The organism is Gordonia sp. CPCC 205515 (assembly GCF_048537925.1).
Lineage (GTDB): Bacteria > Actinomycetota > Actinomycetes > Mycobacteriales > Mycobacteriaceae > Gordonia.
On sequence record NZ_JBCLVJ010000005.1, the window covers coordinates 174,263 to 200,841 of the forward strand.

At 66.9% G+C, this 26,579-nt stretch carries 30 protein-coding genes; 17 read left to right on the plus strand and 13 right to left on the minus strand.

Annotated elements, in window-relative coordinates; translation table 11 throughout:
• Positions 1 to 90: 90 nt before the first annotated feature.
• Positions 91 to 2,208, minus strand: coding sequence for an acyltransferase family protein (locus AAFP30_RS08140; RefSeq protein ID WP_419229371.1), 2,118 nt, complete (start codon positions 2,206 to 2,208; stop codon positions 91 to 93).
• 147 nt (positions 2,209 to 2,355) lie between these two features.
• Between AAFP30_RS08140 and AAFP30_RS08145 the strand changes: the two genes are divergently transcribed.
• Positions 2,356 to 3,714 (plus strand): styrene monooxygenase/indole monooxygenase family protein, encoded by a 1,359-nt coding sequence (locus AAFP30_RS08145; protein ID WP_419229372.1) that lies wholly within the window; start codon positions 2,356 to 2,358, stop codon positions 3,712 to 3,714.
• A gap of 3 nt (positions 3,715 to 3,717) precedes the next feature.
• Here the strand turns inward: AAFP30_RS08145 and AAFP30_RS08150 are convergent, their stop codons facing one another.
• Positions 3,718 to 4,734 (minus strand): alpha/beta hydrolase family protein, encoded by a 1,017-nt coding sequence (locus AAFP30_RS08150; RefSeq protein WP_419229373.1) that lies wholly within the window; start codon positions 4,732 to 4,734, stop codon positions 3,718 to 3,720.
• 78 nt (positions 4,735 to 4,812) lie between these two features.
• Here AAFP30_RS08150 and AAFP30_RS08155 point away from each other — a divergent pair, with 78 nt between their 5' ends.
• Positions 4,813 to 5,748 (plus strand): oxidoreductase, encoded by a 936-nt coding sequence (locus tag AAFP30_RS08155; protein ID WP_419229374.1) that lies wholly within the window; start codon positions 4,813 to 4,815, stop codon positions 5,746 to 5,748.
• On the opposite strand, the gene AAFP30_RS08160 is transcribed toward AAFP30_RS08155, so the two are convergent.
• On the minus strand, positions 5,749 to 6,585 hold the full coding sequence (locus tag AAFP30_RS08160) for a helix-turn-helix transcriptional regulator (protein ID WP_419229375.1): 837 nt from the start codon (positions 6,583 to 6,585) through the stop codon (positions 5,749 to 5,751).
• Positions 6,586 to 6,685: 100 nt separating this feature from the next.
• Between AAFP30_RS08160 and AAFP30_RS08165 the strand changes: the two genes are divergently transcribed.
• Positions 6,686 to 7,435 (plus strand): SDR family oxidoreductase, encoded by a 750-nt coding sequence (locus AAFP30_RS08165; protein WP_419229376.1) that lies wholly within the window; start codon positions 6,686 to 6,688, stop codon positions 7,433 to 7,435.
• Position 7,436: 1 nt separating this feature from the next.
• Here the strand turns inward: AAFP30_RS08165 and AAFP30_RS08170 are convergent, their stop codons facing one another.
• Positions 7,437 to 7,880, minus strand: a complete 444-nt coding sequence (locus AAFP30_RS08170; protein ID WP_419229377.1) for a MarR family winged helix-turn-helix transcriptional regulator — start codon at positions 7,878 to 7,880, stop codon at positions 7,437 to 7,439.
• A gap of 65 nt (positions 7,881 to 7,945) precedes the next feature.
• Here AAFP30_RS08170 and AAFP30_RS08175 point away from each other — a divergent pair, with 65 nt between their 5' ends.
• The 4 genes from AAFP30_RS08175 to AAFP30_RS08190 all read left to right on the plus strand — a co-directional run bounded on the left by AAFP30_RS08175 (position 7,946) and on the right by AAFP30_RS08190 (position 12,070).
• A complete protein-coding gene (locus AAFP30_RS08175; protein ID WP_419229378.1) occupies positions 7,946 to 9,253 on the plus strand; it encodes an MFS transporter in 1,308 nt (435 codons plus the stop codon).
• Between the two features lie 18 nt (positions 9,254 to 9,271).
• Positions 9,272 to 10,057: a DUF1932 domain-containing protein gene (locus tag AAFP30_RS08180; RefSeq protein WP_419229379.1), complete on the plus strand. Its 786-nt coding sequence runs from the start codon at positions 9,272 to 9,274 to the stop codon at positions 10,055 to 10,057.
• 77 nt (positions 10,058 to 10,134) lie between these two features.
• Entirely contained in the window at positions 10,135 to 11,598 is a 1,464-nt protein-coding gene (locus tag AAFP30_RS08185; RefSeq protein WP_419229380.1) for a catalase, read from the plus strand.
• 40 nt (positions 11,599 to 11,638) lie between these two features.
• Positions 11,639 to 12,070 carry an SRPBCC family protein gene (locus AAFP30_RS08190; RefSeq protein WP_419229381.1) on the plus strand — a complete coding sequence of 144 codons (432 nt, stop codon included), beginning with the start codon at positions 11,639 to 11,641 and terminating at the stop codon, positions 12,068 to 12,070.
• Here the strand turns inward: AAFP30_RS08190 and AAFP30_RS08195 are convergent.
• Positions 12,046 to 13,830, minus strand: a complete 1,785-nt coding sequence (locus tag AAFP30_RS08195) for a glycoside hydrolase family 15 protein (protein ID WP_419229382.1) — start codon at positions 13,828 to 13,830, stop codon at positions 12,046 to 12,048. The two genes, AAFP30_RS08190 and AAFP30_RS08195, sit on opposite strands and share 25 nt — an antisense overlap.
• 35 nt (positions 13,831 to 13,865) lie before the next feature.
• Between AAFP30_RS08195 and AAFP30_RS08200 the strand changes: the two genes are divergently transcribed.
• From AAFP30_RS08200 to AAFP30_RS08210, 3 genes are read left to right on the plus strand one after another with little or no spacing between them, the layout of a single operon-like run.
• Positions 13,866 to 15,230, plus strand: a complete 1,365-nt coding sequence (locus AAFP30_RS08200; RefSeq protein ID WP_419229383.1) for a glucose-6-phosphate dehydrogenase — start codon at positions 13,866 to 13,868, stop codon at positions 15,228 to 15,230.
• 12 nt (positions 15,231 to 15,242) lie between these two features.
• The gene (locus tag AAFP30_RS08205) at positions 15,243 to 16,691 is read left to right on the plus strand and encodes an MFS transporter (protein WP_419229384.1); all 1,449 of its coding nucleotides are present in this window, start codon (positions 15,243 to 15,245) and stop codon (positions 16,689 to 16,691) included.
• A gap of 5 nt (positions 16,692 to 16,696) precedes the next feature.
• Positions 16,697 to 17,050, plus strand: coding sequence for a DUF2834 domain-containing protein (locus AAFP30_RS08210; protein WP_419229385.1), 354 nt, complete (start codon positions 16,697 to 16,699; stop codon positions 17,048 to 17,050).
• Here AAFP30_RS08210 and AAFP30_RS08215 read toward each other — a convergent pair.
• The 5 genes from AAFP30_RS08215 to AAFP30_RS08235 all read right to left on the minus strand — a co-directional run bounded on the left by AAFP30_RS08215 (position 17,036) and on the right by AAFP30_RS08235 (position 20,109).
• Positions 17,036 to 17,269: a hypothetical protein gene (locus AAFP30_RS08215; RefSeq protein ID WP_419229386.1), complete on the minus strand. Its 234-nt coding sequence runs from the start codon at positions 17,267 to 17,269 to the stop codon at positions 17,036 to 17,038. The two genes, AAFP30_RS08210 and AAFP30_RS08215, sit on opposite strands and share 15 nt — an antisense overlap.
• Before the next feature lie 9 nt (positions 17,270 to 17,278).
• Positions 17,279 to 18,538, minus strand: coding sequence for a S8 family serine peptidase (locus AAFP30_RS08220; RefSeq protein WP_419229387.1), 1,260 nt, complete (start codon positions 18,536 to 18,538; stop codon positions 17,279 to 17,281).
• Between the two features lie 107 nt (positions 18,539 to 18,645).
• Complete coding sequence (locus tag AAFP30_RS08225) at positions 18,646 to 19,398, minus strand: cutinase family protein (protein WP_419229388.1); 753 nt, start codon at positions 19,396 to 19,398, stop codon at positions 18,646 to 18,648.
• Positions 19,399 to 19,456: 58 nt separating this feature from the next.
• Positions 19,457 to 19,705 (minus strand): hypothetical protein, encoded by a 249-nt coding sequence (locus AAFP30_RS08230; protein ID WP_419229389.1) that lies wholly within the window; start codon positions 19,703 to 19,705, stop codon positions 19,457 to 19,459.
• A 107-nt stretch (positions 19,706 to 19,812) separates the two neighbouring features.
• Complete coding sequence (locus tag AAFP30_RS08235; RefSeq protein WP_419229390.1) at positions 19,813 to 20,109, minus strand: hypothetical protein; 297 nt, start codon at positions 20,107 to 20,109, stop codon at positions 19,813 to 19,815.
• Positions 20,110 to 20,218: 109 nt separating this feature from the next.
• On the opposite strand from AAFP30_RS08235, the gene AAFP30_RS08240 reads away from it, so the two are divergent.
• From AAFP30_RS08240 to AAFP30_RS08250, 3 genes are read left to right on the plus strand one after another with little or no spacing between them, the layout of a single operon-like run.
• The gene (locus tag AAFP30_RS08240) at positions 20,219 to 20,605 is read left to right on the plus strand and encodes a helix-turn-helix domain-containing protein (protein WP_419229391.1); all 387 of its coding nucleotides are present in this window, start codon (positions 20,219 to 20,221) and stop codon (positions 20,603 to 20,605) included.
• Positions 20,606 to 20,660: 55 nt separating this feature from the next.
• Positions 20,661 to 21,077, plus strand: coding sequence for a VOC family protein (locus AAFP30_RS08245; RefSeq protein ID WP_419229392.1), 417 nt, complete (start codon positions 20,661 to 20,663; stop codon positions 21,075 to 21,077).
• Positions 21,078 to 21,080: 3 nt separating this feature from the next.
• Entirely contained in the window at positions 21,081 to 21,527 is a 447-nt protein-coding gene (locus AAFP30_RS08250; RefSeq protein WP_419229393.1) for a YdeI/OmpD-associated family protein, read from the plus strand.
• 116 nt (positions 21,528 to 21,643) lie between these two features.
• Here AAFP30_RS08250 and AAFP30_RS08255 read toward each other — a convergent pair whose 3' ends face one another.
• Positions 21,644 to 22,423, minus strand: a complete 780-nt coding sequence (locus tag AAFP30_RS08255; protein ID WP_419229394.1) for a helix-turn-helix domain-containing protein — start codon at positions 22,421 to 22,423, stop codon at positions 21,644 to 21,646.
• 113 nt (positions 22,424 to 22,536) lie between these two features.
• Here AAFP30_RS08255 and AAFP30_RS08260 point away from each other — a divergent pair, with 113 nt between their 5' ends.
• Together AAFP30_RS08260 and AAFP30_RS08265 are read left to right on the plus strand one after the other, a co-directional pair.
• Complete coding sequence (locus tag AAFP30_RS08260) at positions 22,537 to 22,890, plus strand: nuclear transport factor 2 family protein (protein WP_419229395.1); 354 nt, start codon at positions 22,537 to 22,539, stop codon at positions 22,888 to 22,890.
• 71 nt (positions 22,891 to 22,961) lie between these two features.
• Positions 22,962 to 23,609 carry a dihydrofolate reductase family protein gene (locus AAFP30_RS08265; protein ID WP_419229396.1) on the plus strand — a complete coding sequence of 216 codons (648 nt, stop codon included), beginning with the start codon at positions 22,962 to 22,964 and terminating at the stop codon, positions 23,607 to 23,609.
• Positions 23,610 to 23,625: 16 nt separating this feature from the next.
• On the opposite strand, the gene AAFP30_RS08270 is transcribed toward AAFP30_RS08265, so the two are convergent.
• Positions 23,626 to 24,195 carry a TetR/AcrR family transcriptional regulator gene (locus AAFP30_RS08270; RefSeq protein ID WP_419229397.1) on the minus strand — a complete coding sequence of 190 codons (570 nt, stop codon included), beginning with the start codon at positions 24,193 to 24,195 and terminating at the stop codon, positions 23,626 to 23,628.
• 90 nt (positions 24,196 to 24,285) lie between these two features.
• Between AAFP30_RS08270 and AAFP30_RS08275 the strand changes: the two genes are divergently transcribed.
• Complete coding sequence (locus tag AAFP30_RS08275; protein WP_419229398.1) at positions 24,286 to 25,254, plus strand: aldo/keto reductase; 969 nt, start codon at positions 24,286 to 24,288, stop codon at positions 25,252 to 25,254.
• Here AAFP30_RS08275 and AAFP30_RS08280 read toward each other — a convergent pair.
• Positions 25,235 to 25,708 (minus strand): hypothetical protein, encoded by a 474-nt coding sequence (locus tag AAFP30_RS08280; protein WP_419229399.1) that lies wholly within the window; start codon positions 25,706 to 25,708, stop codon positions 25,235 to 25,237. The two genes, AAFP30_RS08275 and AAFP30_RS08280, sit on opposite strands and share 20 nt — an antisense overlap.
• A gap of 260 nt (positions 25,709 to 25,968) precedes the next feature.
• Between AAFP30_RS08280 and AAFP30_RS08285 the strand changes: the two genes are divergently transcribed.
• Positions 25,969 to 26,562 (plus strand): hypothetical protein, encoded by a 594-nt coding sequence (locus AAFP30_RS08285; protein ID WP_419229400.1) that lies wholly within the window; start codon positions 25,969 to 25,971, stop codon positions 26,560 to 26,562.
• Positions 26,563 to 26,579: the final 17 nt, after the last annotated feature.

Consider the following 26,579-nt stretch of genomic DNA (forward strand, 5'->3'; position numbering starts at 1 on the left):
GCCACGTTAACAGCCCAACCTTGGGTCATCCTGTGACGCTCCCGTTACATGCGCTGACCTGCAGGTTTGATCGCCCCTATGTGAGCGATGTCACCACCAGTGCAGGGAGGTCTGCAGATCCTGCTCGACATAGGGGATCAGGCTGCGGACGAAGGTGGCGGTCAGGTGGTGGTAGTCGTGCCACAGCAGGATATTGCCGACCACGGCCGGGCAATACGTCGCAGTGCACATGCCGTCGGAGTAATCCAGGAACGTCATGTTCGGGTAGTCGGGCGCGATCGCCAGCGCCGGATCGGTCGGGGCCAGCGCGAGATCCCGGGGCACCCCGCAGACCTGTGGTTTCTTGCCCTCGGCGAGGCACTCCGGTGGCTTGAGCTTGCCGTGCGCCCACGGGTTGTCGCGGACGGCGACGACCTGCTGCCCGCGGTCGCGGAACTGCGCGAAGATGTCGCGGTAGTCCTGCGGCACGTAGTCGCCGGGCCCCTGCTCGACCGGTCGCGTCGAATTGGTGAACACCACGTCGGGTTTATCGACGGCGAGACGATCCATCACGCGGCGTGACCAGTCGTTGCATTGGTAGTACTTCTGCCCGAACCAGGTGAACACGTGGCTGGTGGTGAGCGCACACCCGACCTTCAGGTACGTGGTCACCCGGAATCCGTGCCGCTTGCCGATGTCGTCGAGCGCGGTGATCCAGTACTCGGCGTGCGACCCGCCGACCAGCGCGATGGTGCGGGTGGCGGTCTTGTCGCCGTACACCCCGACCTTGATCGACGGGTCCTTCCACCCGCTGATGATCGAGTCGTAGGACGTGATCGGCCAGTCCTTGTCGGCGACCTCCGGACTCGGCTGCGGGTCCACCTTCGGTACGGGCGCGCCATCCAGGAACGCCCGGGCACCCGGGTAGAGCCGCGGGTCGAGGTTGGCAGTGTTCACCGTGGCGTTCGCCGCGTTGTACTGCCACACGACGACCGTCGAGCCGGCGATGACGCTGGAGACCAGGATGATCCCGAGAAGCGCCCGCCGATACGCGCGCGGCAGCGTCGTCGCCCGCCCCGAGCGCATCGGTGCCTCGATGAACTTGGTCGTCGCCCACGCCAGCACCACCGACACCGCGAGGATCGCGGTGCCCTCGAGCCAGTTGACATCGTCCTGATAGCGCCACGCCAAGTAGAAGATCAGCAGCGGCCAGTGCCACAGGTACAGCGCGTACGCGATCGATCCCAGCCATACCAGCCGCGGGTGGGCGAGCGCGCGGGTCACCGGTGCCCCCTGCTGCGCGCCGGTCCAGATGAGCAGCAGGGTCGCGCCCACCGGCACCAGCGCCCACGCCCCGGGATACTGCTGCACGCCGGCGATCCACCAGCCGCACGTGATGATCAGCGCGAGAGCGAACACGCCGAGCGCGGTCCGCAGCCAACCGCGCAGCGCAATTCGCGGCATCCACACCGCGAGCAGCCCACCGGCCAATGGCTCCCACAGTCGCGACACCGTGTCGTAGTAGTTGAACGGCTGGTTCACCCCGTGCCGATAATTCGCCCACGCGAATGACAGCAGAGCGACGGCCAGCAGCGCGACCCCGACCACCGCGCGGATCACCGACGGCGTGCCCACCGCGGGGAATCGTCGCGACAGCAACCGCAGCAGCCCACCCAGCGCCAATGCGCACACCAGCGTCAACACGAAGAATTGGCCCTGCATCGACATCGACCACAGGTGCTGCATCGGGCTGTTGGCCGAGTCGGCGGCCTGATAGTCCTGCGAATCGAACGCCAAGTGCCAGTTCTGGTAGTACAGGGCGCTCGCCTGCACCTCGGAGCCGAGTGGTCCCCACCGCGTCTTCGGCATGATCAGCGCGATCAGCGCGGTGATGACGACCAAGACCACCAGCAGCGCCGGCAGCAACCGGCGTACCAGCCGCCAGAGCCGTGGCCACGGATTGATTGCCGCCGACCACGACACCGACGCCGGTTGGGTCGCGATCACATGCTTGAGCAGGGATGCGACAAAGAAGTAGCCGGACAGGGTCAGGAACACATCCACGCCGCCGGAGACGCGGCCGAACCAGACGTGGAAGATCGCGACGAGCGCGATCGCGATGCCGCGCAGACCGTCCAGATCGTGCCGATAGGCCGACGTATTGCCCGTCGCCGCGTCCTCGTTCGGGGTCGGCTGACTCCCCGGCGACGCGGTTACGACAGTGCTCACAGGCAGCGATGCTACTTCCTGAGGACGACATAACCGGCAGCGCGGCGGTTCGTGGCGATTCATTCGGCGTGCGCGTAACCCTTCAGTTGCGGGGTTTCGACCGGCACTGTTCGCGGCAGATCACGAACTTTGCGAAAGGGAACACCCATGCCACAGCACGCCCCGCGGACCGCCGCGATCATCGGCGCCGGACTCGCCGGAACCACTGCCGCGCTCGGACTGCTCGACGCCGGTTTCGATGTCACGCTCTACAGCGACCGCGATCGGGAAACGTTGCGCGACAAGGTGCCGCCCACCGGCGTCGGAGTGCTGTTCGGTGCGTCCCGCGATTGGGACGCCCAGATCATCGAAGACCTCTACGACGTGGGGAACACCTCGGGGATCAGCGTCCGCCTGCACTCCGGCAGCGGCGACGACCGGGCCGACGTCCTCGAGTTCAACCCCGACTACGGCTACACCGCGCAGGCCGTCGACCTGCGTTTACGCGCTGACGACCGGCTCGCCCGCTTCCTCGACAGCGGTGGCCGCTTCGAGGTTGGGGCCATCGACCTCGATCGGCTCGACGAGATCGCCGGCACCCACGAGCTCACCCTCGTCGCCACCGGCAAGGGCGGGCTGTCGTCGTTGTTCCCGGTCAACGAATCGCGCACGCACTACCGCGAACCGCAGCGCCGACTGCTGCAGGTCACACTGACCGGACTCGACCACGGACCCGACACCTTCGGCTACCGCAGCCGCGGGGGCGGCGGCCACTCGCTGTTCAACCTCGACAGCGAGAACGGGGAGATCTTCGTCGGCCCGTTCCTGCACAAGGACGCCGGTGCCACCTGGTCGTTCATCGTGTTCGCCAAACCCGACGGGGCCTGGGCACCCCAAATCGACGACGTCACCGACGCCGCATCCGCTCGTCGGGTGATCGGTGACATCTTCACCGAATACTTCCCGCACGACGCTCCTGTCATCGACCGCCTGCAGGTCATCGACGACGACCCGGTGTCCTGGCTGACCGGTGCGGTCACCCCGACCGTGCGCCACGCGGTGGCCACCACCCGCGGCGGACATGCGGTCGCAGCCATCGGCGACACCGCGATCGCCGTCGACCCCGTCGCCGGGCAGGGCGCGCAGAACACCCTGATCCAGATCGCCGAACTGGTGGCGGCCGCTCGTGACCACGATGGCCCGTTCACCGCCGACTGGCTGGAGGAGGAATTCGAGAAGCACTGGGAGCGCCGCGGCCGCGCCGCCGTCGAGGTCACCCGCCTCTACCTTGGCGACCCCGCCTACGCCACGCACCTCGAACTGTCGTTCCCGGCGGCCGCCGTCGACACCAACGTCGCGTCCGCACTGTTCGGACTGCTGTCCGACCCCAACCCGCTGCTCACGCTGGAGACCCGCGACGACGTCCTCGGTTTCATCTCCGCGGTGTCCGGCGAACCGGCCGATGACGTCCTCCGCCGCTTCGAACCCGCGGGTGAGTTCCGCTCGGCGGTGGTCGCTGCAGGCTGAGCTCTACTCCAACTCGTCGGCGTGCGCGTCGTTGGCGATGCGGGTGATCAACTCGACGATCTGATCGAACGCGCGGGTATGCGGATTCACGATCGACGAGTGGGTCTGGCCGGGCATGATGATCGCGCGTGCCCGGCCACCCGCGGCGTTGTCGGCATCGACGTACTTTTCGGCGAGGACCGGAGGGACGGTGGTGTCGGCGCCGCCGTTGACCGCGATCACCCCGATGCTCGGATCGAGGTTCTGGATCGGATCGACGGCGGCATACCGCTGCGGATACTGGGTGGGCGTACCACCGAGCACCCGCACGATCCGGCTGTCGCCGAGGGCGACGGCGCGCCGCATGTCCAGTGGTCCGGCCAGCGAGATCACGTGTTCCGGGGTGAACTCCGGCGCCGAACCCAACTCGTGGTGGTCGAGTCGGTGCCGAGTACCGGCCCACACGGCCAACTGCCCACCGGCCGAGTGCCCGACAACGACCGACTCCTTGATGTCGAGTTGCGGCAAGCCCTTCGCGACCTCCGGGATCGTGTCCAACGCGGATGCGACGTCGGTAAAGGTCGTCGGCCAGCCGCCGCCGCTGCCGACGCGGCGGTATTCGACGTTGAACACTGCCAGGCCGCGTTCGGCAAGATGGCGGGCAAAGGTGACGAAGCTGTCGGCGCCGATCTGCGATTGCCACGCACCGCCGTGGATCAACACCACCACCGGCGTCGCTTCTTTGCCGGCCGCCCCGGGCAGATAGAGGTCGACCCAGTTCTGCTTCGGGTCGGCCGGGCCGTCGGGGACCGAGTAGTAATAGCGCCGCACGCCGATGGTCGACGACTCCGGCAGGTTGCGCAGATCCTTTATGGCCAAACCGGGACCACCGCGGTGGGCTTGCGGCACCTGGGCGGACGACGGCGCTGCCGCCGGCTGCCGCGGGGCCGACGACGTCGAGCAGCCCACCGCCGTAACGCTCATGATGAGGATCACGGACGCGGCGATGAGTGCGCGTGCTGTCGTCGGTCGCTGGTACACCGGACCATTCTGCATGCTGTGCGCGACCGCTGTGGCACTGTGGAACACCATCACCGCAGTGCGACAAAGGGGAAACAGATGTCTCGGAAGGGCTGGTCGGCAGCCGACGCGCCATCGATGGTCGGCAAGACGGCGGTGGTGACCGGGGCGAACTCGGGGGTCGGACTCGCGACCGCACGCCACCTCGCGGTCCTCGGCGCGCGTGTGATGCTGGCCTGCCGCAACGTCGACGCCGCGACCACCGCCCGCGACGACATCCTCGGCGCCGCCCCCGGCGCGCAACTCGAGCTCATCACCCTCGACCTCGCCGACCTCGCGTCGGTCCGCAAGGCCGCCGACGAGATCGCTGCCGCCGCTCCCGGCCTCGACGTGCTCGTCAACAATGCCGGCGTGATGTCCGGGCGTCGCGAGCTCACCGCCGACGGCTTCGAAATGGACTTCGGCACCAACTTCCTCGGCCACTTCGCGCTCACCGGATTGCTCCTCGACAGGTTGGACGCGGCACCCGCCGCGCGGGTGGTCACGGTGAGCAGCAACGTCCATCGTGCCGGCGTCATCGACTTCGACGACCTGCTCATGGATAGAGGTTTCAACCCCGCGAAGGCGTATGCCCGGTCGAAGCTGGCGCAACTGATCGGCGCGATCGAACTCCAGCGACGTCTCGTCGCGAGCGGACGCACCACCACGATGTCGGTGGCCGCACATCCGGGCAGTACGCACAGCGGTGTGATGCGCAACCAGAATCGGTTGCTCGGTTGGCTTTTCACCGCCCCGTCGCTGCGGCCGATCCGTCGCACCTTCATCATGGACGGACCCGAAGGGGCGTTGCCGTCGTTGCGGGCGGCCACTGATCCCGGTGTGCTCGGCGGCCAGTACTACGGACCGTCAGGCCCGATGGGTTCCTCCGGACCGCCGATCGTCGTCGCGCCGAACGCCAAGGCCTTCGACGAGGAGCTCGCAGTTCGCTTGTGGGACACCGCCGAAGACCTCACCGGTGTCGGCTACACGCTCTGATCAGCTGACACCCACAGCGGCCAGCATCGCCAGCTTCTGATGACTGTCGCTGCCCGGCGTCGCGGTGTAGACCAGCAGCACGTGGGTCGTGGCCGGGTCGACGAGGGTCTGGCAGTTCACCTCGATGAGCCCGAGTTCGGGATGTAGCAACCGTTTTCGTTGATCGGTGAGACGGGTCGCGACGTCGTGATGTTGCCAGTACTCGCTGAACTCCGCGCTGTGTGCCAGCAGCGCGTCGGCGATCGCGGCCGCCCGCGACGACTTACCCTGTCGCGTCACCGCTTCCCGCAGCCGCGCCGTGTGCGCGCGACTATGTAGCTCGTGGTCCTCTGCCGGGAACCGTTGGCGCGTCACGGAATCGGTGAACCAGCGATAGGCGATACTGCGGTTGTATCCGTTCAGGTGCATCTCGTCGCCGACCAAAGCGATGGCCGGTGGGGTCTGGAACAGCGTCTCCCCGGCACTGTTGACCACCATGGCCGGCGTGTCCGCGAGCCGATCGACGATGCGCATCATCCCGGGGCCGACATGGTCGTCGTGGGTGATCCGGTCGGGTGGGTGCTGCCCGGCCAGCCGGAACAGATGATCGCGCTCATCGAGCGACAGGTGCAAGGCCCGGGCGATCGCGCCGAGCATTTGCTCCGAGGGGTGCGGGCCGCGTTGCTGTTCCAGGCGGCTGTAGTAGTCCGTCGACATCCCGGCGAGCAGCGCGACCTCCTCGCGCCGCAACCCGGCGGTCCGGCGCCGCGACCCCGGCGCGAGCCCGACGTCGGCGGGGGTCAGGGCCTCGCGTCGAAGTCGCAGGAACTCGGCCAGTCCGGCCCGGTCGGTCGTCATGCGTCCACTGTGCGGCAGATCGCCGACGGTATCCAGGGACTCGCGATCCGTGGATGTCTGATGCCTGGCGGTGTCCACCGACTTCCGGTGAAATCGAGGCATGAACATCACCGGAAACACCATCTTCATCCCGGGCGCCACCTCCGGCATCGGACTTGGACTCGCGCTGCGGCTCCACGACGCCGGCAACTCCGTGATCATCGGCGGACGCCGCACCGAACTGCTCACCCAGATCGCCGATGCACATCCCGGCATCGAGACCGTGCGCATCGACACCGCCGACGCCGACGACGTGGCCCGGGTGTCCGCCGACGTGCAGAACCGCTTCCCCGACACCAACGTGCTCATCGCGATGGCCGGCATCATGCGTGCCGAGGATCTGAGCGATCCCGCGTTCCTCGACACCGCGGTCGCCGAGGTCGAGACCAACATCCTCGGACCGCTGCGTCTGGTGGCTGCATTCACCAAGTTCTTTGCCGCGCAACCCGATGGGGCGACCATCATCACCGTCTCCTCCGGGCTGGCCTTCACCCCGATGGCCGGTACCCCGACTTACAGCGCCACCAAGGCGGCCATCCACTCGTTCACCGACAGCATGCGAATCCAGTTCGCCGACAAGGGGATCGAGGTCCTGGAACTCGCCCCGCCGGCGGTGCAGACCGACCTGATGCCTGGACAGGCCGAGGCGGACTGGGCGATGCCGCTCGACGACTTCCTCGACGAGGTGATGTCGTTGCTGCCCACGGCCACCGGCGAGATCCTCGTCGAACGCGTTCGGCCGCTGCGGTTCTCCGAGCGGGATGGCAACCGAGACACGCTGATGGCGGCTCTCGCCCAGATGGGGGGATGAGCTACTTCGCTCCGGCGGCGGCCGGCGACTCCTGGGAGAGTTCGTCGAGCCGCCGGATGGCCGGGGTGGCGTCCACGAGCGCGCGCAGTTGATCGTCGGGTAGTCGACCCAGTAGTTCGACGATGCGGTCGGTGCCGCGTTCCACCCGGCCCAGTGAGTACTCCATGCCGAGTTCGGTCAACTCGACGAGGGTGGCGCGTCGATCAGCGGGATCGGGCCGGCGACGTACGTGCCCGGACTTCTCGAGCGCGCCGACCAGCGAGGTCATCGAGGGCTGCGCGACGCCTTGGATGCCGGCGAGCGCGGTGATGCGCTGCGGTCCCATCCGACGCAGGGTGCCAAGGGTCGACACCGAGGTCAGGCTCATGTCGCGTGGCTGCTGGCGCAGGAAGTCGGAGATCAGCGAGTACAGGGCATTCGCGGATTCGTGCAGGTCGTCGTGCATGCGGATCAGTCTATTGGCTCACACGGTGATTGCATAGAACATTTATATAGAGTATCTATGTACTTATGTCTTCCACAGCTTCGATCACGTCGGCGTTCAAGCAGCCACGAGCCGTCTGGGCCGTTGCGTTCGCTTGCGTCGTCTCTTTCATGGGAATCGGATTGGTCGACCCGATCCTCCCGTCCCTCTCGGCCCAGCTCAACGCCACGCCGTCGCAGGTCACTCTGCTGTTCACCAGCTACCTGGTGGTCACCGCGTTCGCCATGCTGATCACCGGCTGGGTGTCGAGCCGGATCGGTGCCAAACGCACCCTGATCGTCGGACTCGTACTCATCGTGGTGTTCGCCGCCGCGGCCGGCTTCAGTGGTTCGATCGCCCAGATCGTCGGCTTCCGCGCCGGCTGGGGCCTGGGCAACGCGCTGTTCATCGCAACCTCGCTCGCGGTGATCGTCGGGGCGTCCAGCGGCGGATTCGCCGGCGCGATCGTGCTGTATGAGACCGCGCTCGGAGTGGGCATCGCGCTCGGCCCACTGGTCGGTGGCCTGCTCGGCACGGTCAGCTGGCGCGGCCCGTTCTTCGGCGTCGCCGTCCTCATGCTGATCGCCCTCGTCGCGACGATCGTGATGCTGCCCGCCACCCCGACACCCACCGAGAAGTCATCGATCCTCGAACCCATTGCCGCACTGAAGCATCGGAGCCTGGCGACGACCAGCGTCACCGGCCTGCTGTACAACTGGGGCTTCTTCACCATCCTCGGCTACGCCCCGTTCCTGATGCACCTGTCGGCCATCCAGCTCGGCTTCGTGTTCTTCGGCTGGGGCATCCTTGTCGCCCTGTTCGCGGTGTTCGGTGCGCCGCTCCTCAAGTCGCACTTCGGAACTCCCAAGACCCTCTACGGTGCCCTGGCCGGGATGGCCGTCGTCTGCCTGATCATCGGCATCTGGTCGGATGATCGCTGGGTCGTCATCGGCGCGGTCATCGCGTCGGGCATCTTCGTCGGCCTGAACAACACCCTGGTCACCACCGCCGTCATGAGCATCGCGCCGGTGCCGCGTCCGGTTGCCTCGGCAACCTACGGTTTCGTCCGCTTCATCGGTGGCGGCCTGGCACCATTCGCCGCCGGAAAGCTGGTGGAGCACTACAACGCTCACGTTCCGTTCATCATCGGCGCGATCGCCGTCGCCGTCGGTGCGGTAGTTCTGAGCACCGTGCACGCCGCCCTCGACGTCGCCGACCGCGAAGAGGAACTGCCGGAGTCCCGCGAACGGCAGGATGCCGAGGACGCGGTGATGCAGATCCCGGCCGTCGAGGAGGAGTCGATCCTCGCCGAGACCGCTTATCTCGAGGACGAGCGGATCGTGCACCGCGCCTGACGCGGCATGATCGAACCCATGACGCACATCCTCGTGCTCCATCCCGGGAACATGGGAGCCGGCCTCGGCGCCTCGCTCGTCGCCGCGGGTCACCGGGTGAGCTGGGTGCCCGCGGGCCGCAGCACCGAGACCGCCGAACGCGCGCACCGGGCCGGCCTACGGCCGTGGGAGCCGGCCGATCGGCCCGACCTGGTGCTCTCGGTGGTCCCGCCCGCCCACGCGCAGGAGACCGCGGCGTCCTTCGGGCACGCCGCGGATCTCTACGTCGACGCCAACGCAATCAGCCCGGCGACGGCGGCCGGAGTCGCGCGCGTCGTCGAGGAAAGCGGTGGCACCTACGTCGACGGGTCGATCATCGGAGCGCCGCCCGATCCGGGCCGGGCTCGGGCGACGCGCCTCTATCTGAGTGGAGATGCCGCGGATGCGGCCGCCACGCTGTTGTCCTGCGGCCCGGAACTGGAGATCCCCGTGCTGCCCGGTGACACCTTCGCGGCATCGAGCTTGAAGATGGCCTACGCCTCCTGGACCAAGATCTCCGCAGCACTGCTGCTCTCGGCCCGGGCGGTCGCCGACGACCTCGGCGTCGGCGACGCGCTCGACGCGGAGTGGCGGCACTCGCAACCGGACCTGATCGCCCGCCACGAATCGGCGGTGTCCTCGGCGTCCGGCAAGGCATGGCGCTGGGTCGAGGAGATGCGGCAGATCGCCGAAACCTTCGAATCCACCGGATCACCAGGCGGGTTCGGCACTGCTGCCGCTCAGGTGTTCGAGCGATACCCGAATCTCGGCGTCGGACCGCGTTAGAGTCGAGGGCAGGTGCTGAAACAGCCCGGCACCATCATCGTCCGAGCGACGCCGGATCCGACGCCTTTGGAGGCGATATGTCCGAGAAGAACGATTTCTACACGACGCGGGATTCTGGAGCCCCGGCCGGCAGCAACGAACACTCGCTGACCGTCGGTGCCGCCGGCCCCATCGTGCTGCACGATCACTACCTGATCGAACAGATGGCCCAGTTCAACCGGGAACGCATCCCGGAACGCCAGCCGCACGCCAAAGGCAGTGGTGCCTTCGGCACCTTCGAGACCACCGAAGACATCTCCGAGTACACGTGCGCCGCACTGTTCCAGCCCGGCGTGAAAACCGAGATGGTGGCGCGCTTCTCCACGGTGGCCGGTGAGCGGGGCAGCCCCGACACGTGGCGTGACCCGCGCGGATTCTCGCTGAAGTTCTACACGTCCGAAGGCAACTACGACATGGTCGGCAACAACACGCCGGTCTTCTTCGTCAAGGACCCGATGAAGTTCCAGCACTTCATCCGGTCGCAGAAACGTCGCGCCGACAACAATCTTCGCGATCACGACATGCAGTGGGATTTCTGGACGCTGTCGCCGGAGTCCGCGCATCAGGTCACCTGGCTGATGGGGGACCGTGGCATCCCGAAGACGTGGCGCCACATGAATGGCTACAGCTCGCACACCTACCTGTGGGTGAACGCCCAGGGGGTCAAACACTGGGTGAAGTACCACTTCATCAGTGATCAGGGCATCGAGTACTTCACCCAGGACGACGCCGACCAGATGGCCGGGCAGGACTCCGACTACCACATGCGCGACCTGTTCGACTCGATCGCCAACGGCGACCGCCCGAGCTGGACACTCAAGGTGCAGCTGATGCCCTACGACGACGCGGTGAGCTACCGGTTCAACCCCTTCGATCTCACCAAGGTGTGGCCGCACAGCGACTATCCGCTGCACGTCGTCGGCAAGATGACCTTGCACACCAACCCAACCGACAATCATGCGCAGATCGAGCAAGCCGCATTCGAACCGAACAACGTCGTGCCCGGCATCGGATTCAGCCCCGACCGCATGTTGCTGGGCCGGGTGTTCTCCTACGCCGACGCCCATCGCGCCCGACTCGGCGTGAACTACAAGCAGATCCCGGTCAACGCGCCGCGCAACGAGGTGCACTCGTACTCGAAAGACGGTGCGATGCGCATCAATCCGGTGTCCGATCCGGTGTACGCCCCGAACTCCAAGGGTGGCCCCAAGGCGGAATATCCGGGCCAGCCCGAACCGCAGTGGGCGGCCGACGGCGACATCGTCCGGAGCGCCTACGTCGATCATCCCGAGGACGACGACTGGGGGCAGCCGGGCACCCTGGTCCGTGAGGTGATGGACGACGCGGCACGAGACCGGTTGGTGGACAACGTCGTCGGTCATCTCCTCGATGGGGTGAGTGAACCGGTGCTGGCGCGTGCCTTCGAATACTGGAGCCGCATCGATCCGGACGTCGGTGCGCGGATCAAGGCCGGGGTCACCGAGAAGGCCGGCGAGTCGTAACACTGTGCTCGGAAAGACCCGCCGTGTGCGGATTGCCGATGTGACGGTGCGGGTTTGCGCCCCACCGGACGTGGCGTTCGACTATCTTGCCGACCCGGCCAATCGTCCGCGGTGGCAGTCGAGCCTGCGACGCATCGACGATCTGCGCACGGCGGGTTCGATCCGTGGTGATGTCGGGACGGCCTGGACCGATGTCACTGCGGTACCCGGTATCTCGCCGCGGATGGAGGTCGTCGAAGCCGACCGACCGCGACGGTGGCGGGAGATCGGGCAGTGGTATTTCGTCGATGCCAGCCTGATCCTCGACTTCGACGGCACCGACGATGGACCCACCGATGTGCGGGCACGGGCGTGGTTGACCGTCCCCGTCATGGTCGCGCCGGGCGTCCTGCCCTTGCGGTTGATCACGCCGCGAGCGCTGGCTGCCGATCTCCGGTCGGCCGCCGATCAGCTCGCCTCGTCGGCTCCCTGAGCCGCCAGCGCATCCGCCGCCTGCACCATCGCCAGATGCGAGAAGGCTTGCGGCACATTGCCGGCCTGTCGTTCGTCGTCGACATTGTACTCCTCGGCGAACAACCCGACGTCGTTGGCGGTGCCGCAGGCCCGGTCCATCAATGCCAGCGCGTCGTCGCGGCGGCCGCTGTAGGCGTACTGGGTGACCAGCCAGAAACTGCACGCCAGGAACGGATGCTCGCCGCCGGCCAGGCCGTCGACGCCGGAACCGGTGCGGTAGCGCATGACCAGCCCACCACGCATCAATTTCTGTTCGATCTCGGCGACCGTCGCCAGCATGCGGGGGTCGTCGTAGGCGCAGAACCCGACCTGGGGGAGCAGCAGCAACGAGGCATCGACCTCGTCGCTGCCCGCGTACTGCGTGAAATATCCCGAATCCTTGTGCACGCCTTCGGTATCTATCTCATCGCGCACCCGGTCGCGCAGTTCACGCCAATGATCGGCGGACCCTTCGAGCCGGTAGTCCTCCACCGCGCGGACACCACGATCGAACGCAGCCCAGATCATCGCCCGCGAGTACGTGAACATCTGGGGTTCCCCGCGCATCTCCCAGATACCGTTGTCCGGCCGTTCCATCGTCGACTCGACCAGCTCGAGCAACGACTTCTGCAGCGACCACGACAGTTTCGTCTCGGTGAGGCCGGCGGTGCGGGCCGATTCGAGTCCGACCATCACCTCGCCGATCACATCGGCCTGATACTGGCCGACCGCGCCGTTGCCGACACGGACCGGCGTCGACGACTCATAGCCGGGCAGGTGTGCGAGTTCCCGTTCGGGCAGATCCCGTTCTCCGGCAATGCCATACATGATCTGTAGTTCGTCGGAATTACCCGCGATCGCCCGCAGCAACCACATCCGCCAGTGCTCGGCGATGTGCAGAAAACCGTGATTGACAAGAACTTCCAGGGTCAACGACGCGTCGCGCAGCCAGACGTAGCGATAATCCCAGTTGCGTCCACCGCCGAACTGTTCCGGCAGTGACGTGGTGGCCGCCGCGACGATCCCGCCGGTGTCGAGATTACTCAAGGCGCGCAACGTGATCAGCGATCGGGTGACGGCCTCGTGATGCGGGCCGGAATGCTCGATGCGGCTCGCCCACGTGGTCCACCAGTCACGGGTCTCGGTCAGCACCGCATCGATGTCGAGCACATCCGGTTCCGGTCGATAGGAGTGATACCAGGTGAGTGTCAGGTTCTCGGTGATGGTCGGCTCCACGGTGAAGTAGCCACGGTGCACGTTGTCGGCGGCGTGATGTTCGAGGCCCCGCACCACGATTGCGTCCGGTCCCGCGATGGCCCGCAGCCCCGGCCCGTTCTCGTCGCCGACCTGCCGCACCCACGGCACCGCCCGCGCGTAGTCGAACCGCATCCGCAACTCGGAGGTGAACTCCACGTGCCCGGAGATTCCCACCACCCGCCGCACCAGATCGACCCGCCCACCGTCGATCGGCATGAACTCGTGGACCTCGGCGACCCCGGTGCCGGTCTCCCAGCGGGTGACGAGGATCAGCGTGTCGCCGTCGTAGCGTCGGCTGACCGTGGCGTCGGGATCGCTCGGTGCCAACGTCCAATGTCCGTGCTCCTCGGTGCCGAGGAGCGCAGCGAAGATCGAGGCCGAGTCGTAGCGCGGCAGGCAGAACCAGTCGATGCCGCCGCGCAGCGAGATCAGGGCGGCGGTGCGGCAGTCTCCGACGATGGCGTAATCCTCGATACGGGTCATGTGCTCGATTGTGGCCGATGCGGTTACCGTCGTATATGGCCGATACCACGACACTGTTCATCTTCGGGGCCGGCGGCGACCTCACCAAGCGACTTCTGCTCCCCGCACTCGGGCAGTTGCTGACGCTGGAAGCCGACCGCAAAGTCCGACTTGTCGGGGTCGGCAGACGCGAGGTCGACGACGACCAGTGGCGCAACGAGGTCCGCGAATGCTTCGGCGACGACGTCGGTCCGTCGGCCACCCAGGTCGCCGACGACGCCACCTACCTGACCGCCGACGTCACCACCGCCGACGGGCTGCGCACCGTGTTCGACGACGCACAGGGGCGCGCGGTGCTCTACTTCGCGGTGCCGCCGAGTGTGGCGCAGGCGTCCTGCACCGCGATGCAGGACGTCGACATCCCCGACGGCACGATCCTGGCGCCGGAGAAACCCTTCGGCACCGACGAGGCCAGCGCGCACGCGTTCAACGAGCTGCTAACCGGACTCGTCCCGGAGAACCAGGTGTTCCGGGTCGATCATTTTCTCGGGCAATCGATCTTGCTCGATCTCTTCGGCGTCCGCTTCGCCAATCGGATCTTCGAGCCGATCTGGTCGGCCGACCACATCGAATCCGTCGTCATCCGCTACGACGAAACGCTCGGACTCGAAGGCCGCGCCGGCTACTACGACGCCTCCGGCGCGTTCAAGGACATGTTGCAGAGCCACCTGTTGGAGTTGCTCGCGGTGATCGCCATGGATTCGCCTGCGTCGTTGGGTGAACGCGACCTGCGTGACGCCACCACGGCTGCTCTGCGCGCCACGCACATCTGGGACGACAATCCCGTCGCCTCCTCCCGACGCGCGCGCTACACCGCGGGGCAGGTCGACGGCAAACAGCTCCCGTCGTACGTCGACGAGGACGGTGTGGACCCGTCCCGCAACACCGAAACCCTGGCCGAGGCAACGTTCGAAGTACGCACCGCGCGGTGGCAGGGCGTGCCGTTCACCCTGCGGTCCGGCAAGGCGCTAGAGCCCGCGGACAAGGAGATCGTCCTGACATTCCGCCCGGTGCGACACCTACCCGAGCAATTCAGCGGCGATCGCCGACCCAACCGGCTGCACCTGCGCTTCTCGCCCGACCAGATGACCATCTGCGTCAATGTGCACAGCGGAACAAAGCCTTTCGAGCTCACCCGCGCCGAGGTGACCACCGACCTGGGGGCCGGGTCGGTACGTGCCTACGCCGAGGTGCTGGCCGGCATCCTCGACGGCGACGCCACCCTCGCGGTGCGCGGCGACGCCGCCGAACAGTGCTGGCGGATCGTCGCACCGATCCTCGATGCGTGGAAGGCCGACAAGGTACCGCTCGACGAGTACCCCGCCGGGTCGTCCGGACCCGCCGACTGGCCGTCGGTCTGATCGCTGCCTGACATGTCCGGAGTGACCGTCTCGTCGGCCGCCGGCCGCTGGCTCATCGCCGGCAGCGTGCTCGGTTCGGGTGTCGCATTCCTGGACAGCACCGTCGTCAACGTTGCGCTGCCCGCCATCTCGCGCGACCTCGACACCGGACTGCAAGGGCAGCAATGGGTTCTCGACGGTTACATGCTCACCCTCGGCGCGCTGATCCTCGCCGGCGGCGCGGCCGGCGATCGCTACGGCCGCCGACGGGTGTTCGTCCTCGGCCTCGGATTGTTCGCAATCGCCACCATCGCCTGCGCATTGGCGCCGACCGCCGGCTGGCTGATCGCCGCCCGCATCGTGCAAGGTGTCGGAGCGGCCGCAGTGGTCCCGGGCAGTCTGGCGCTCATCGACGCCGAGATCGTTCCCGAGGAACGCGGTCGCGCCATCGGCCTGTGGGCCGGTATGTCCGGTGCGACAACGGCATTGGGTCCCTTCGTCGGAGGCTGGCTGGTCGACACCGGGTCCTGGCGGTGGGTGTTCTTCCTCAGCGTTCCCCTCGCCCTCGGAGCCATGTGGATTGCGGTGCGGCACATCCCGGAGTCTCGCGACCTCGCCGACGCTGGGTCCCTCGACATCGCCGGCGCCGCCGCCATCACCGTCGGTCTCGCCGGGATCATCTACGCCCTCATCGAAGGACCGGCGCAAGGCTGGGATGCCCCCATTATCGCCGCCGCTGCGATCGGCGTGCTGGCCATTATTGCGTTTATGGTGATCGAAACCCGCGCTACCGCACCACTCTTACCGCTCGACTTGTTCCGATCGGCTCAATTCACCGGCGCCAACCTGACCACGCTGATGGTGTATGCCGGACTCGGTGGCGCGCTGTTTCTGCTTGCGCTGCAACTACAGCAGAGCATGGGCTATTCGGCACTCGAGGCGGGCATGGCGACCATGCCGTTCACCGTGATCATGCTGTTTGGTTCGCCACTGGCGGGCAGGCTCGCCGGCCTGACCGGACCGAGGCTCCCGATGACCATCGGACCGCTCATCGCGGCAACGGGTTTGGCGTTGATGGCCCGCATCGTTCCCGGCACCGGCTACTACGACGCGGTACTCCCCGCGGTCGTCGTCTTCGGTCTCGGCATGACCATCACCGTCGCACCATTGACCGCGGCCGCGCTCGGTGCCGTCGACGCCACCCGCTCCGGCATCGCGTCGGGGGTCAACAATGCGGTCGCCCGCATCGCGAGCCTGCTCGCCGTTGCAGTGTTGCCCGTCGTCGCCGGCCTCGACACCGGACCCGGGCAACCCTTGGGCTCGGGATTCTCCACAGCCATGATCATCGCGGCGATCTGTTGTGCAGCAGGTGGATTGATCGCTTTCGCGACGATTCGGTCCGGGGCGGGTCCCCGACCGCATGTGCAGCCGTCGGTGAGTCACGCCTGTCAGCCGCCGGAGCCGGCCAGTGAGGAATACTGACGAACATGACTCCACCCGAGATTCCCACGCAATGGCGCCAACGCTCCCTGCTCGCGATCTTCCTCGCCGCGTTCGTCACCCAGAACGCGATTGCCATCCCCTACGTCCGCAAGAATGGATGGCGTTCCACCGCAGACTTTTTCGGTGGTGACATCCTCAAGACCACGCCGGGCCGCTTCGCGATGGTCGATCTGACCTACGTGGTCATCGGATTTCACGCGTGGGCGTTGACCGAAGCCAGACGTCTCAACATCATGCGGTGGTGGATTGCGTCGGTGGTTCTGACCTTCGGCGTCGGCATCGCCACCGCGATCCCGTTCTTCTTCCTGGCGCGCGACCGTGCCCTACTGAACCGGTGAATCCGGCGGCGGCACCCGGAATGTCTGGCCGAGTTCCACGGCGTCCACACCGTCGAGCGCCTGCAGCGCGGGTGCGCATCGTTCGGGCGCCGTTCCGCAGATGACGCCGACCTGATCGAGGACCTGATCGACGGTCATGCCTGCGGCACGCGCCGCTGCGGCGACCTCGGTGATCTTGCCCAGGTGGTCGTCGGCCACGGTCAGCGTGACGTCGTGCATGCGTTCAGGTTAGCTGGCAGGAGGCGGCGCCAGGCACAATCCGCTGCCCACATCGGTCGACGCCGCGGTCAGTCGCTGCGCATGCTGGATGAGTTGGGTCCACAGGTCGCGGCCGACCGCGCCGGTCTGCTGATGCCACAGCGCCGCCAGGCCGGCGACGTGCGGTGTCGCCATGCTGGTGCCGCTGATCGTGTTGTAGCGCTGCGGCATCACCCACGACGAGTACACATCGACACCCGGTGCGGCCACGTCGATCTGACCGCCATCGACGGCGGTGCCTGCCGCGGAGAACTGTGCGACACGCAGCGTGTGGTCGACGGCCGCGATCGCCATCACCGACGGACTGTTCGCCGGCACACCGACGAAACCGGGATCACCGGGACGGTTGGCGTTGTTGCCGGCCGCGGCCACGATCAGCGTGCCCGCCGACAGCGCCCGGGACCCGACCCGCTCGTAGGCGACCGACGGCGTGCGGACGTCGGCGCCCAACGACATGGACACCACCTGGCAGCCGGACGCAATCGCCCAGTTGATGCCGGCCAGGATGCCTGCGTCGGTGCCGGAACCGTCGTTGCCGAGCACCTTTCCGACGTGGATCTCGACGTCGGGTGCCACGCCGTAGCGTCGCGCGTCAGCCGGATGTGCAGGTCCGGCAACGGTTCCCACGCAGTGCGTGCCGTGGCCGTGGACATCGGTGGCGTCTTCACCGGCGATGAACGACTTGGAGACGATGGTGCGGCCGGCGAAATCGGGATGGTCGAAGGCGAAGCCGGTGTCGAGGACCGCGACCTTGGCCCCGGCGCCGGTCGTCGAAGTACCGTCCGCGCCGGTCGCCTGCAGCCCCCACGTGTAGCTGTCGGTGTCGTCGAAGATCTCGCGCATGCCCGGAACTCCCTCGCCAGGGATCAGTCGCGCCGACAGGTCGGCGACCCCATCCCGGTAGCCGCGAAGGTAATCCGCAGACTCCGGTGCATCGATCGCATAGAAGATCCGTTCGGGTTCCACGGCGAGGATCACCCCGCCGTCGACGGCCCGCAGGGCGGCGGCCTGGTCGGGGTCCGCGTCGACCACCGCCACCCCGAGTTCGGCGAACACCGTGGCATCGGCGGCCTCCGCCCGCGACATGTCGAGCGCCTGACCGTGGAAGTCGGCGGTGCTGGCGACCTCGGAGATCCCGGCGATCTGCCGCAGCACATCCGCAGGGTCGGTGACCTCGTCGGGACCACCGAAGACCACGACCACGCGGTTGGTGGAGTACGGAGTTGTCACGCGGACCCCCTGATCACGATCGACGTCCCAGCGCACCGGCGCTGGCTATGTCACCGACACTACGTCGGCACACCGACATCGACCGTCAGGTGGACACGCGCCACCGATCAGACGCGCGATGCCACGTACTGCGCGCCGCGCACGGTGTCACCGTTGACCGTGTACAGCACGTGCAGTGCGTTCGGCTGCTGAACCGGTGCGCCGTCGCAGACGGTGTCGCCGGGGATGCAGTAGCGCACGGTTTTCGGTGCATAGGGGGCACCCACGCGGATCGGCGGTGCGCCGACGTCGCTGATCCAGCGATCCGACGGCGGGGCGAACAGCACCACGGCGGCGATGTTCTTGGCGACGTTCGCCGGCAGCGGCGCCGGCACCTTGGCCTCGTACTGGCGGTAGCGGTCGGGGATGGTGATCTTGCCGCTGGTCGCGTAGCCGGCGACCGCCGCGCCCTGGGAGTACCCGCCGAGGACGATCTTGGTGTTGGGGCAGGTGCGCGCGATCAACTTGGCCCGGTTCTGGGCGTTGGTGACGCCGTCGGCCACGCTCTCCGCGATGCGCATACGGTTGTTGAAGTCACTGCTTGCCGGGTAGTTGACGCCGTACGCGGACACCGACTTGCCGGGCAGTTGCGCTCGTACCGCGTTGACGAACGACTGGCCGGTCAGTCCGATCGGCGGCGCCGGCTCTGCGGTGCCGCGGGCGAAGATGACCGCGACGTCGGAGCAGCCCGGAGCGGCAGCAGCCTTTGCGCCGCTGGTCAGAGCGGTGCCGCCGAGCGCAGCGAAGAGACAGGCGACCAGCACCACCGATCGCTCCAATCGTGAACGGACACGGGCCGAACTTCTGGATTTCAGGGTCATACGGAGTGTTCGGATGGGGATGGGAATCGGATGGGTCGACTTTTCGCGATCCTGATGATCAGCGTCGAGCGTCGGTCTCCGGCGTGCGCGCGAGGAGTTCGGTGACCCAGTCGGGTACGGGTTCATTGTGCTTTTCGGCGAGGACGACGAGAACACGTGCGGCGGCCTGCCGCTCGGAAAGCGTGCTTCCGGGCTGGCTGTACCGGTCACCTGGACTCTCGTCCGGACCAGTCGATCGTTCGTCGTGGGGCCGCCGGGGCATGGCCTCCGGCTTCCGGGCAAGTAGTTCGGTGACCCAGTCCGGCACTGGTTCATTGTGCTTCTCGGCGAGGACGACGAGGACTCGGGCAGCGCCTTGTCGCTCGGAAAGTGTGCTTCCCGGTCGGCTGTAAGGGTTACTCAACGGATTCACCTCTAATCGACTGGGTCTGTCCCAGCCCCAGTATCGTGCATGGCACGAGCTTGTGCCACGACCTTGATGAACACTTCTTCGCTGGGCGTCATCAGTGGGGACCTCATGAGTTCGGCGATGACTGCCCAGCCATCGTCGCGGCGTTGCGGGACGTCGCTGTGTGTTGCGTCGAGCGCCCATTGAAATCGTCTCCACCACTCGCTGCGGTTCTCCGAACGATTCCGCTGAAGAATTGTCACGATCACGCCGACCGTCGCGACAACGCCGACGACAAGGGTCGCCCATGCTTGTGCAGGCATGACCCAAACGAACCACGAACCCCGCCGGAGTCCGACCGACGATCCGCGTTCTCCACAGCACAGCCGACATTTGCCGCGTCTGTGGACAACCACACGGCACAATTGACCCGTGAACTACGCCGAGGACCGCAACCGGCGCATGCTGCGTGCCCGTGACACGATGGACCGCCGCTACGCCGAGCCGCTCGACGTCGCCGCGCTGGCCGCGGTCGCCCATATCTCGCCCGCGCACTTCAGCCGCGTATTCAAGGCGACATTCGGCGAGACCCCGCACCGCTACCTGCAGCGCCGACGGATCGAGCGGGCCTCGGCGCTGTTGCGGGAGACGACGATGTCGATCAGCGACATCAGCACCGCGGTCGGCTTCGGTAGCTTTGCCACGTTCACCCGCACCTTCGGGCAGATCATCGGGGAGACGCCCAGCAGTCATCGGCTGCGGTCCGGGGACGGCGTCGCACCCACCTGCGCGGTGAAGTCTTTGCGGCGGCCGGCGTGAGAAGAGAGCAGTTTTGGACAAGGAATCCATCGCTGCGATCAGTACGGTTCGAACCATGCTGAACTCGATCCGACTCTCCCAGATCTACGTCCTCGACCACGAGCAAGCCCTCGACTTCTACGTCGGCAAGCTCGGTTTCGAGGTGCACTCCGACGTCGACATGGGCTTCATGCGCTGGCTGACGGTGAACCTGCCCGGAGAACGCGACCGCGAGATCATGCTCGAGATCCCCGGGCCACCGTCGCTGAGCCCGGAGATCGCCGCGCAGGTCCGCGATGCGCTGACGAAAGGTGCTGGCGGAGGCTGGTTTTCCATGACGACCGACGACGCGTTCGCCGCCGCCGAGAAGTTGCGTGCCAAAGGTGTGGACTTCACCGACGACCCCGTCGAACGCGACTACGGCACCGACTTCGGCATCCGCGACCCCTTCGGCAACCGCATGCGCATAGTCCAGATGAAAGAGGGATTCTGACAGATGGCTGAAACACTGCGGTTGACAACGGTATTGGAGCCTCGCGGGCCGGCTGCGGCGGTGATCCTCACCGATGAACAGGTCGCCTCCTTCGGCGCAGGTAAGACGCTGCCGGTCGCGGTTACCGTCAACGGGATTCGCGTCCAGGGTCGGATCGCGCGGATGGGCGGGGAGAATCTGATCGGCTTCAGCAAGGCGGCGCGCACCACCCTCGGGGTGGCCGCAGGTGACACCATCGAAATCGAGATCGCCCTCGACGACGCGCCGCGCGAGGTCGAGATTCCACCGGCACTTGCGGAGGCGCTCGCCGCTGAACCCGGTGCGCAGGCCGCCTTCGAGAAGTTGTCCTACACCCGCCGCAAGGAGTTCGCGCGTTCGGTCGCGGACGCCAAGAAAGAGGAGACCCGCACACGGCGCATCGAGGCGGTGCTCGCCGCCGTCCGCCCGTAAGTTCTTCCCCCGCAAACTTGTTCATCCCTCGGTTGCAACCGTAGGGTCTTCGCAAAGCAGGGGGAAGAACTGCGCGCGTAATTCTTGCGGCCGCACCGCCGGAGCGGACCGCATGCTCACCCCGTGAGCAGCTCCCGCGTCTGATGGTCGGCGGGTACGAACGTCTCGAGGTGTAGTCCGCTCAGCGTCACATCGGCCGCGCTCTCGATCCGACTCGCCACGCTGAACATCCGCAGTACGTGCCCACCGACCTCGATCTCCAGCGGCACAACGGGATCGACGAGCGGTCGGGGAGGAGGCGCGTCGTCGGTGGCATGACCGAGCATCTCCGCCTGTAGCGCGACGAGTACCGGATCGCCACCCGTGTGCGAGATACGTTGGGCGAGTTGGTGAAGGAGATGGGCCCGCCACGTCGGCAGATTTCGGATACGCGGCGCTAGTCCGCGTGGGTCCAGGCACAGGCGGATGACGTTGAGCGGCGGGTCGAGCAGGGCGGGATCGCAGTCGGCGAGCAGCATGTCGACCGGCTCGTTGGCGTCGACGACATCCCACTGATCGTCCAGCAGCAGCGCCGGGTACGGCGCGTGCGCATCGAGCAGGGCGCGCAATCCGGCCATGACCGGGGCGAGGGCCGCGTCGTCGGTGCCGCGATGGGGGTAACGCGGGGCAAAACCGCCGGCCAGCAGCAACCGGTTCTGCTCGGCCAAAGGCAGTTGCATCACCTCGGCGAGACGGACGATCATCTCCGATGTGGGCCGCGACCGCCCGTTCTCCACGAAGCTGACGTGCCGTGTGCTCACCTCCGCGCGGGTGGCCAGGGCGAGTTGGCTCAGCGACCGCGTCTTGCGCCAGCGCCGCAGTTCGCTGCCGACCGAGGGCGTCGCAGTGGAGGACATGCTCGCCAGCGTAGGCATCCGAGGTCATGGTGACCATGACCTCACAGGTAATCGACGCGTGCAGGCGGACAGGGGAGTGTTCGTGGTGCAACCGCAACCGAGAAGGGAACACCATGAACGAGATCGTGACTCGATACCTCGACACCTGGAACGCCACCGATGATTCGGCGCGCGCCGAACTGCTGGCCACGCATTGGTCGGAGAACTGCGCCTACGTCGACCCACTCGCCGACGTCGCCGGCCGCGACGCGGTGGGCGCGACCATCGAAGCCGTGCACGCTCAATTCCCGGGGTGGGTGTTCAGCCAGGTCGGCGACGTCGACACCCACCATCAGCAAGCCCGCTTCCAGTGGGGCCTCGGCCCGTCCGGTGAGACACCGGTTGTCGTCGGATTCGACGTGGTGGTGGCCGACGACAACGATCGCATCCGCGACGTGCGTGGCTTTCTCGACAAGGTACCGACCTGACGCCGATGAATCCGGCACTCGCCTATGGTCTCACCATCGGTAGAACATCGGTGCGAGCGTAGGAGAGTCGGATGAGTCAGTTGCTGAAGGTGCAGAATTTCTTCCTGTCGGGCGACGGGTTCGGCACCGGCGAAGGGCAGAGCCAGGAGCGTCCGTTCGGTCACGCCAATCCCGCCGAGTTGGCCGCCTGGGCCGGCGCAACCGCCAGCTGGCCCAACCGCACCGACCCGGGCGGCAGCATGGGTCTCGACGATCACCTGGTCCGCGATTTCCATTACAACATCGGCGCGGAGATCATGGGCCGCAACAAGTTCGGGTATCAGCGCGGTGAATGGGCCGATCACGAATGGCTCGGTTGGTGGGGAGATGAACCGCCGTTCCACACCCCGGTTTTCGTGATGACCCATCACCTGCGGCCATCGTTCACTCTGTCCGACACCACCTTTCACTTCGTCGACGACGAACCCGCCATTGTCCTGGACAAGGCGAAGGACGCCGCGGACGGCAAGGATGTCCGGCTCGGCGGCGGCGTCACGGTCATCCGCGAGTTCCTCGACGCCGGTCTCATCGACACCCTGCACATCGCGATGTCACCGCACGTGACGCTCGGCTCCGGCGAACGGCTGTGGGAATCACCCGAGGAACTGTTCGACCGCTACCACTGCGATGTGATCCCCAGCCCGAGCGGCGTGATCCATCATCTGTTCTGGCGCAAGTAAATCCAGAGCGCTGGGTTCAGCGGGGCCGGAGTCCGTCGACCAGCAGGTCGAGGACCCGGTCGCGCTGGGAGCGATCGGTCGCCGCTGTGGTACCGAGAAACGCCCCGAGCAGCGCCATCGTCGCGACGTCCGGATCGACGTCTGCGCGCAGGGTGCCGGACTCGGCGCCCGCCACCAGAAATCGTGCGAGCGTGGCGCGGATGCGACCGCGCGTGTCACTCGCCGCGATGGAACCAGAGGCCACCGCCTGCTGAAACGCCTCCGCCATACCCTGTTTCGTCGCGACGAACGTCGCATACCGGTCGATCCACTGGCGCAGCGCCACATCCGCCGGCCGGCTCTCGAGCAATGCCTCCGCACTCGCGACGACGTCGTCGAGTTCGGATCGATAGACGGCCTCGACGAGCGTCTGCCGGGTCGGGAAGTTGCGGTAGAGCGTGCCGATCCCGACACCGGCGCGCCGGGCGAGCGCGTCCAGCGTCACGTCGCCCTCGCCGGCAGCGAACGCGTCGCGCGCGGCGACCAGCAACTTCTCCCGATTGCGGTGGGCATCTGCCCTAGGTCGGGGTGACGAGGGCGTCGACAAAGTGGAGGCTCCTCCGCTTAGGTGTACGGTGGGTAGCGAACCGGAGCTTCCTCCGCTTCTCTTCGAATGCTACAAGGACAGGAGTCCACGATGAGCGATCGATCCACCACGACCAATGCTCGTCCGGGCGGGACCGGACCCCTTGCCGGGCGGTCCGTCGCACGAATCGGCTATGGCGCAATGCAACTCGAGCGTCACCACGACGATCCGGCCGTGGGCGTGGCGGTCCTGCGACGCGCCCTCGAACTCGGTGTCGATCACATCGACACCGCCCAGTTCTACGGCAACGGCTTCGTCAACGACCTCATTCGGCAGGCGATCCCCGCCGACAGCGACGTATTCATCGCCTCCAAGGTCGGCGCCGCACCCGACCCCGATGGGCCGTTTCCGATGCGGCCTGCCCAGCAGCCCGCCGAATTGCGCACCGCGGTCGAGGACAACCTCCGCGCCCTCGGCCGTGACTCGATCGCCCTGGTCAATCTCCGCCGCCTCGAGATCGGGCCCGGCCTCGCCGCTCACGGCGATCAGATCGTCGACGTCGACGACCAACTCGCCGAGATGATCGCATTGCGCGACGAGGGCAAGATCGGCGCCATCGGCATCAGCGCGGTGACGGTCGACACGATCCGGCGTGCCCTGCCGGCAGGTATCGCCTGTGTGCAGAATCCCTACAGCCTGCTCGACCGACGATTCGAGAACGCGCTCGAATTGTGTGCAGCCGAACAAGTTTCGTGGGTTCCTTACTTTCCTCTGGGATCTGCGTTCCCCGGCATCCCAAAGGTGACCGAGGCTCCCGAGGTGATCGCCGCGTCGAAGGCTGCTGGGGTGAGCCCCGCGCAGATCGGCCTCGCCTGGCTCCTCGGACACGCCGACAACACGCTCCTCATTCCCGGCACCGGCGACATCGCGCACCTCGAGACCAACCTGGCGGTCGGCGGCATCGAACTCGACGCCGCCACCACCGCCGCGCTGGATGCGGTTGGTGCCGCGACGACGACCGTGCCGATCGCGCCGCCGAGTTGGCCGGGCGACGCGGACGTCACCACAGGTCGTAGCTGACGTTGACGTTCGGATACCCGCTGGCGATGTGCGGGGCGTTGATGAAGTAGTGCCCGCCGCCCGCCGTACCGGTCATGGCGGTGTTCACGTCACCGCGCACGTTCTCGACGTTGTAGGTGGCCGTCGGGCCGAACGCACCGATCCGGTAGGTGACGAAATCAGTCTCGTAGGGGGTTGTCGGCGCGGCACTCACGACCGTCTCCGACGCGCCGGGCGCCAGCGTCCGGGACGGCGCCTGCACCCAGTGCCCGGTGCCGGGGGTGGCCGAGGCCAGCCACTCGGTGTGGTTGGTGTGGTTGGTGAGAGTCATGGCCACGGTCGGCTCCCCGGGGTGGGTGACCGGCAAGGTGCCCGCATTGGCGAGTCCGCTGCCGCCGACGGCGAGTCCTGCCGCGATGCCCAGGCCGGCCAGAGCGGCGGCGGTACGGATCTTGACGTTCTTCGACATCGTCATGATGTGTCTCCTGGAAGTTGTCGTCCGGTCCCGGTCGGGGCTGGGCGGTTGCTGTTCTGACACCCATGACTTTGCCGGTCAGCGAGGAAGTCCACCGTCCACCCACCGGCTGATCGTCCGGGGGATCGTGGTGTCCCCCGATTGGCGGATATGGCCTCGTGGTGAGGCGAAACCGGATGAAATCGAGAAGCCCGTTATGAGATGAAAGCCGTTGTGTCGTAGTCTGTTCACTCGTGATCTCGCCCGCTGCCACTGCCTCTGTGACCCATGCCACCGCCCCCGACTGCGTGTGGTGCTCGTCCACCGACGACATCGCGAACCTCGGTGGTGAGTCGCGATGCGGGCGCTGCCGCACGTTGGAACACGCCATCGCCGAGGCCCGCGAGTTCGTCCGGTTCTATGGCCTGCGACCCATCGGCGGGTCCGTGGAATCCGAGGACGACGAGGAGCGCGACCACCGGGTCGCCGCCCGCGAGGCGTACGCAGAGCTGACCCGGACCCGGACGCACACTCCGCCTCGCCGGGCGTCGCGGTCCGGGCACCGTGCGACCAAGGCGGGCTCCACCCCCACTGCCGGCAAGGCGGGCGGGGCGGGCACCACCAAGGCCGAGATGGTCATGTCCGGAACGACCAGTCGTCCGACGGTCTCCCGCCCAGACCACGCCGAACTCATGAGCCGTGCCGAGGGACTGCTGGCGCAGCTCGCCGACATCGACGAACGCCTCGCGGTCGCGGAGCAGGATTCGGGGCTCAGCCGGAAGGCGAAGGTGGCCGACCTGACCGCGAAACGTGATGTCGTGCTGCGCACGTTGGCGGCGCTGGAGAAGGCAAAGCGGTCGCTCGAACCGGCTTGACGATCGGCCCACGCCAA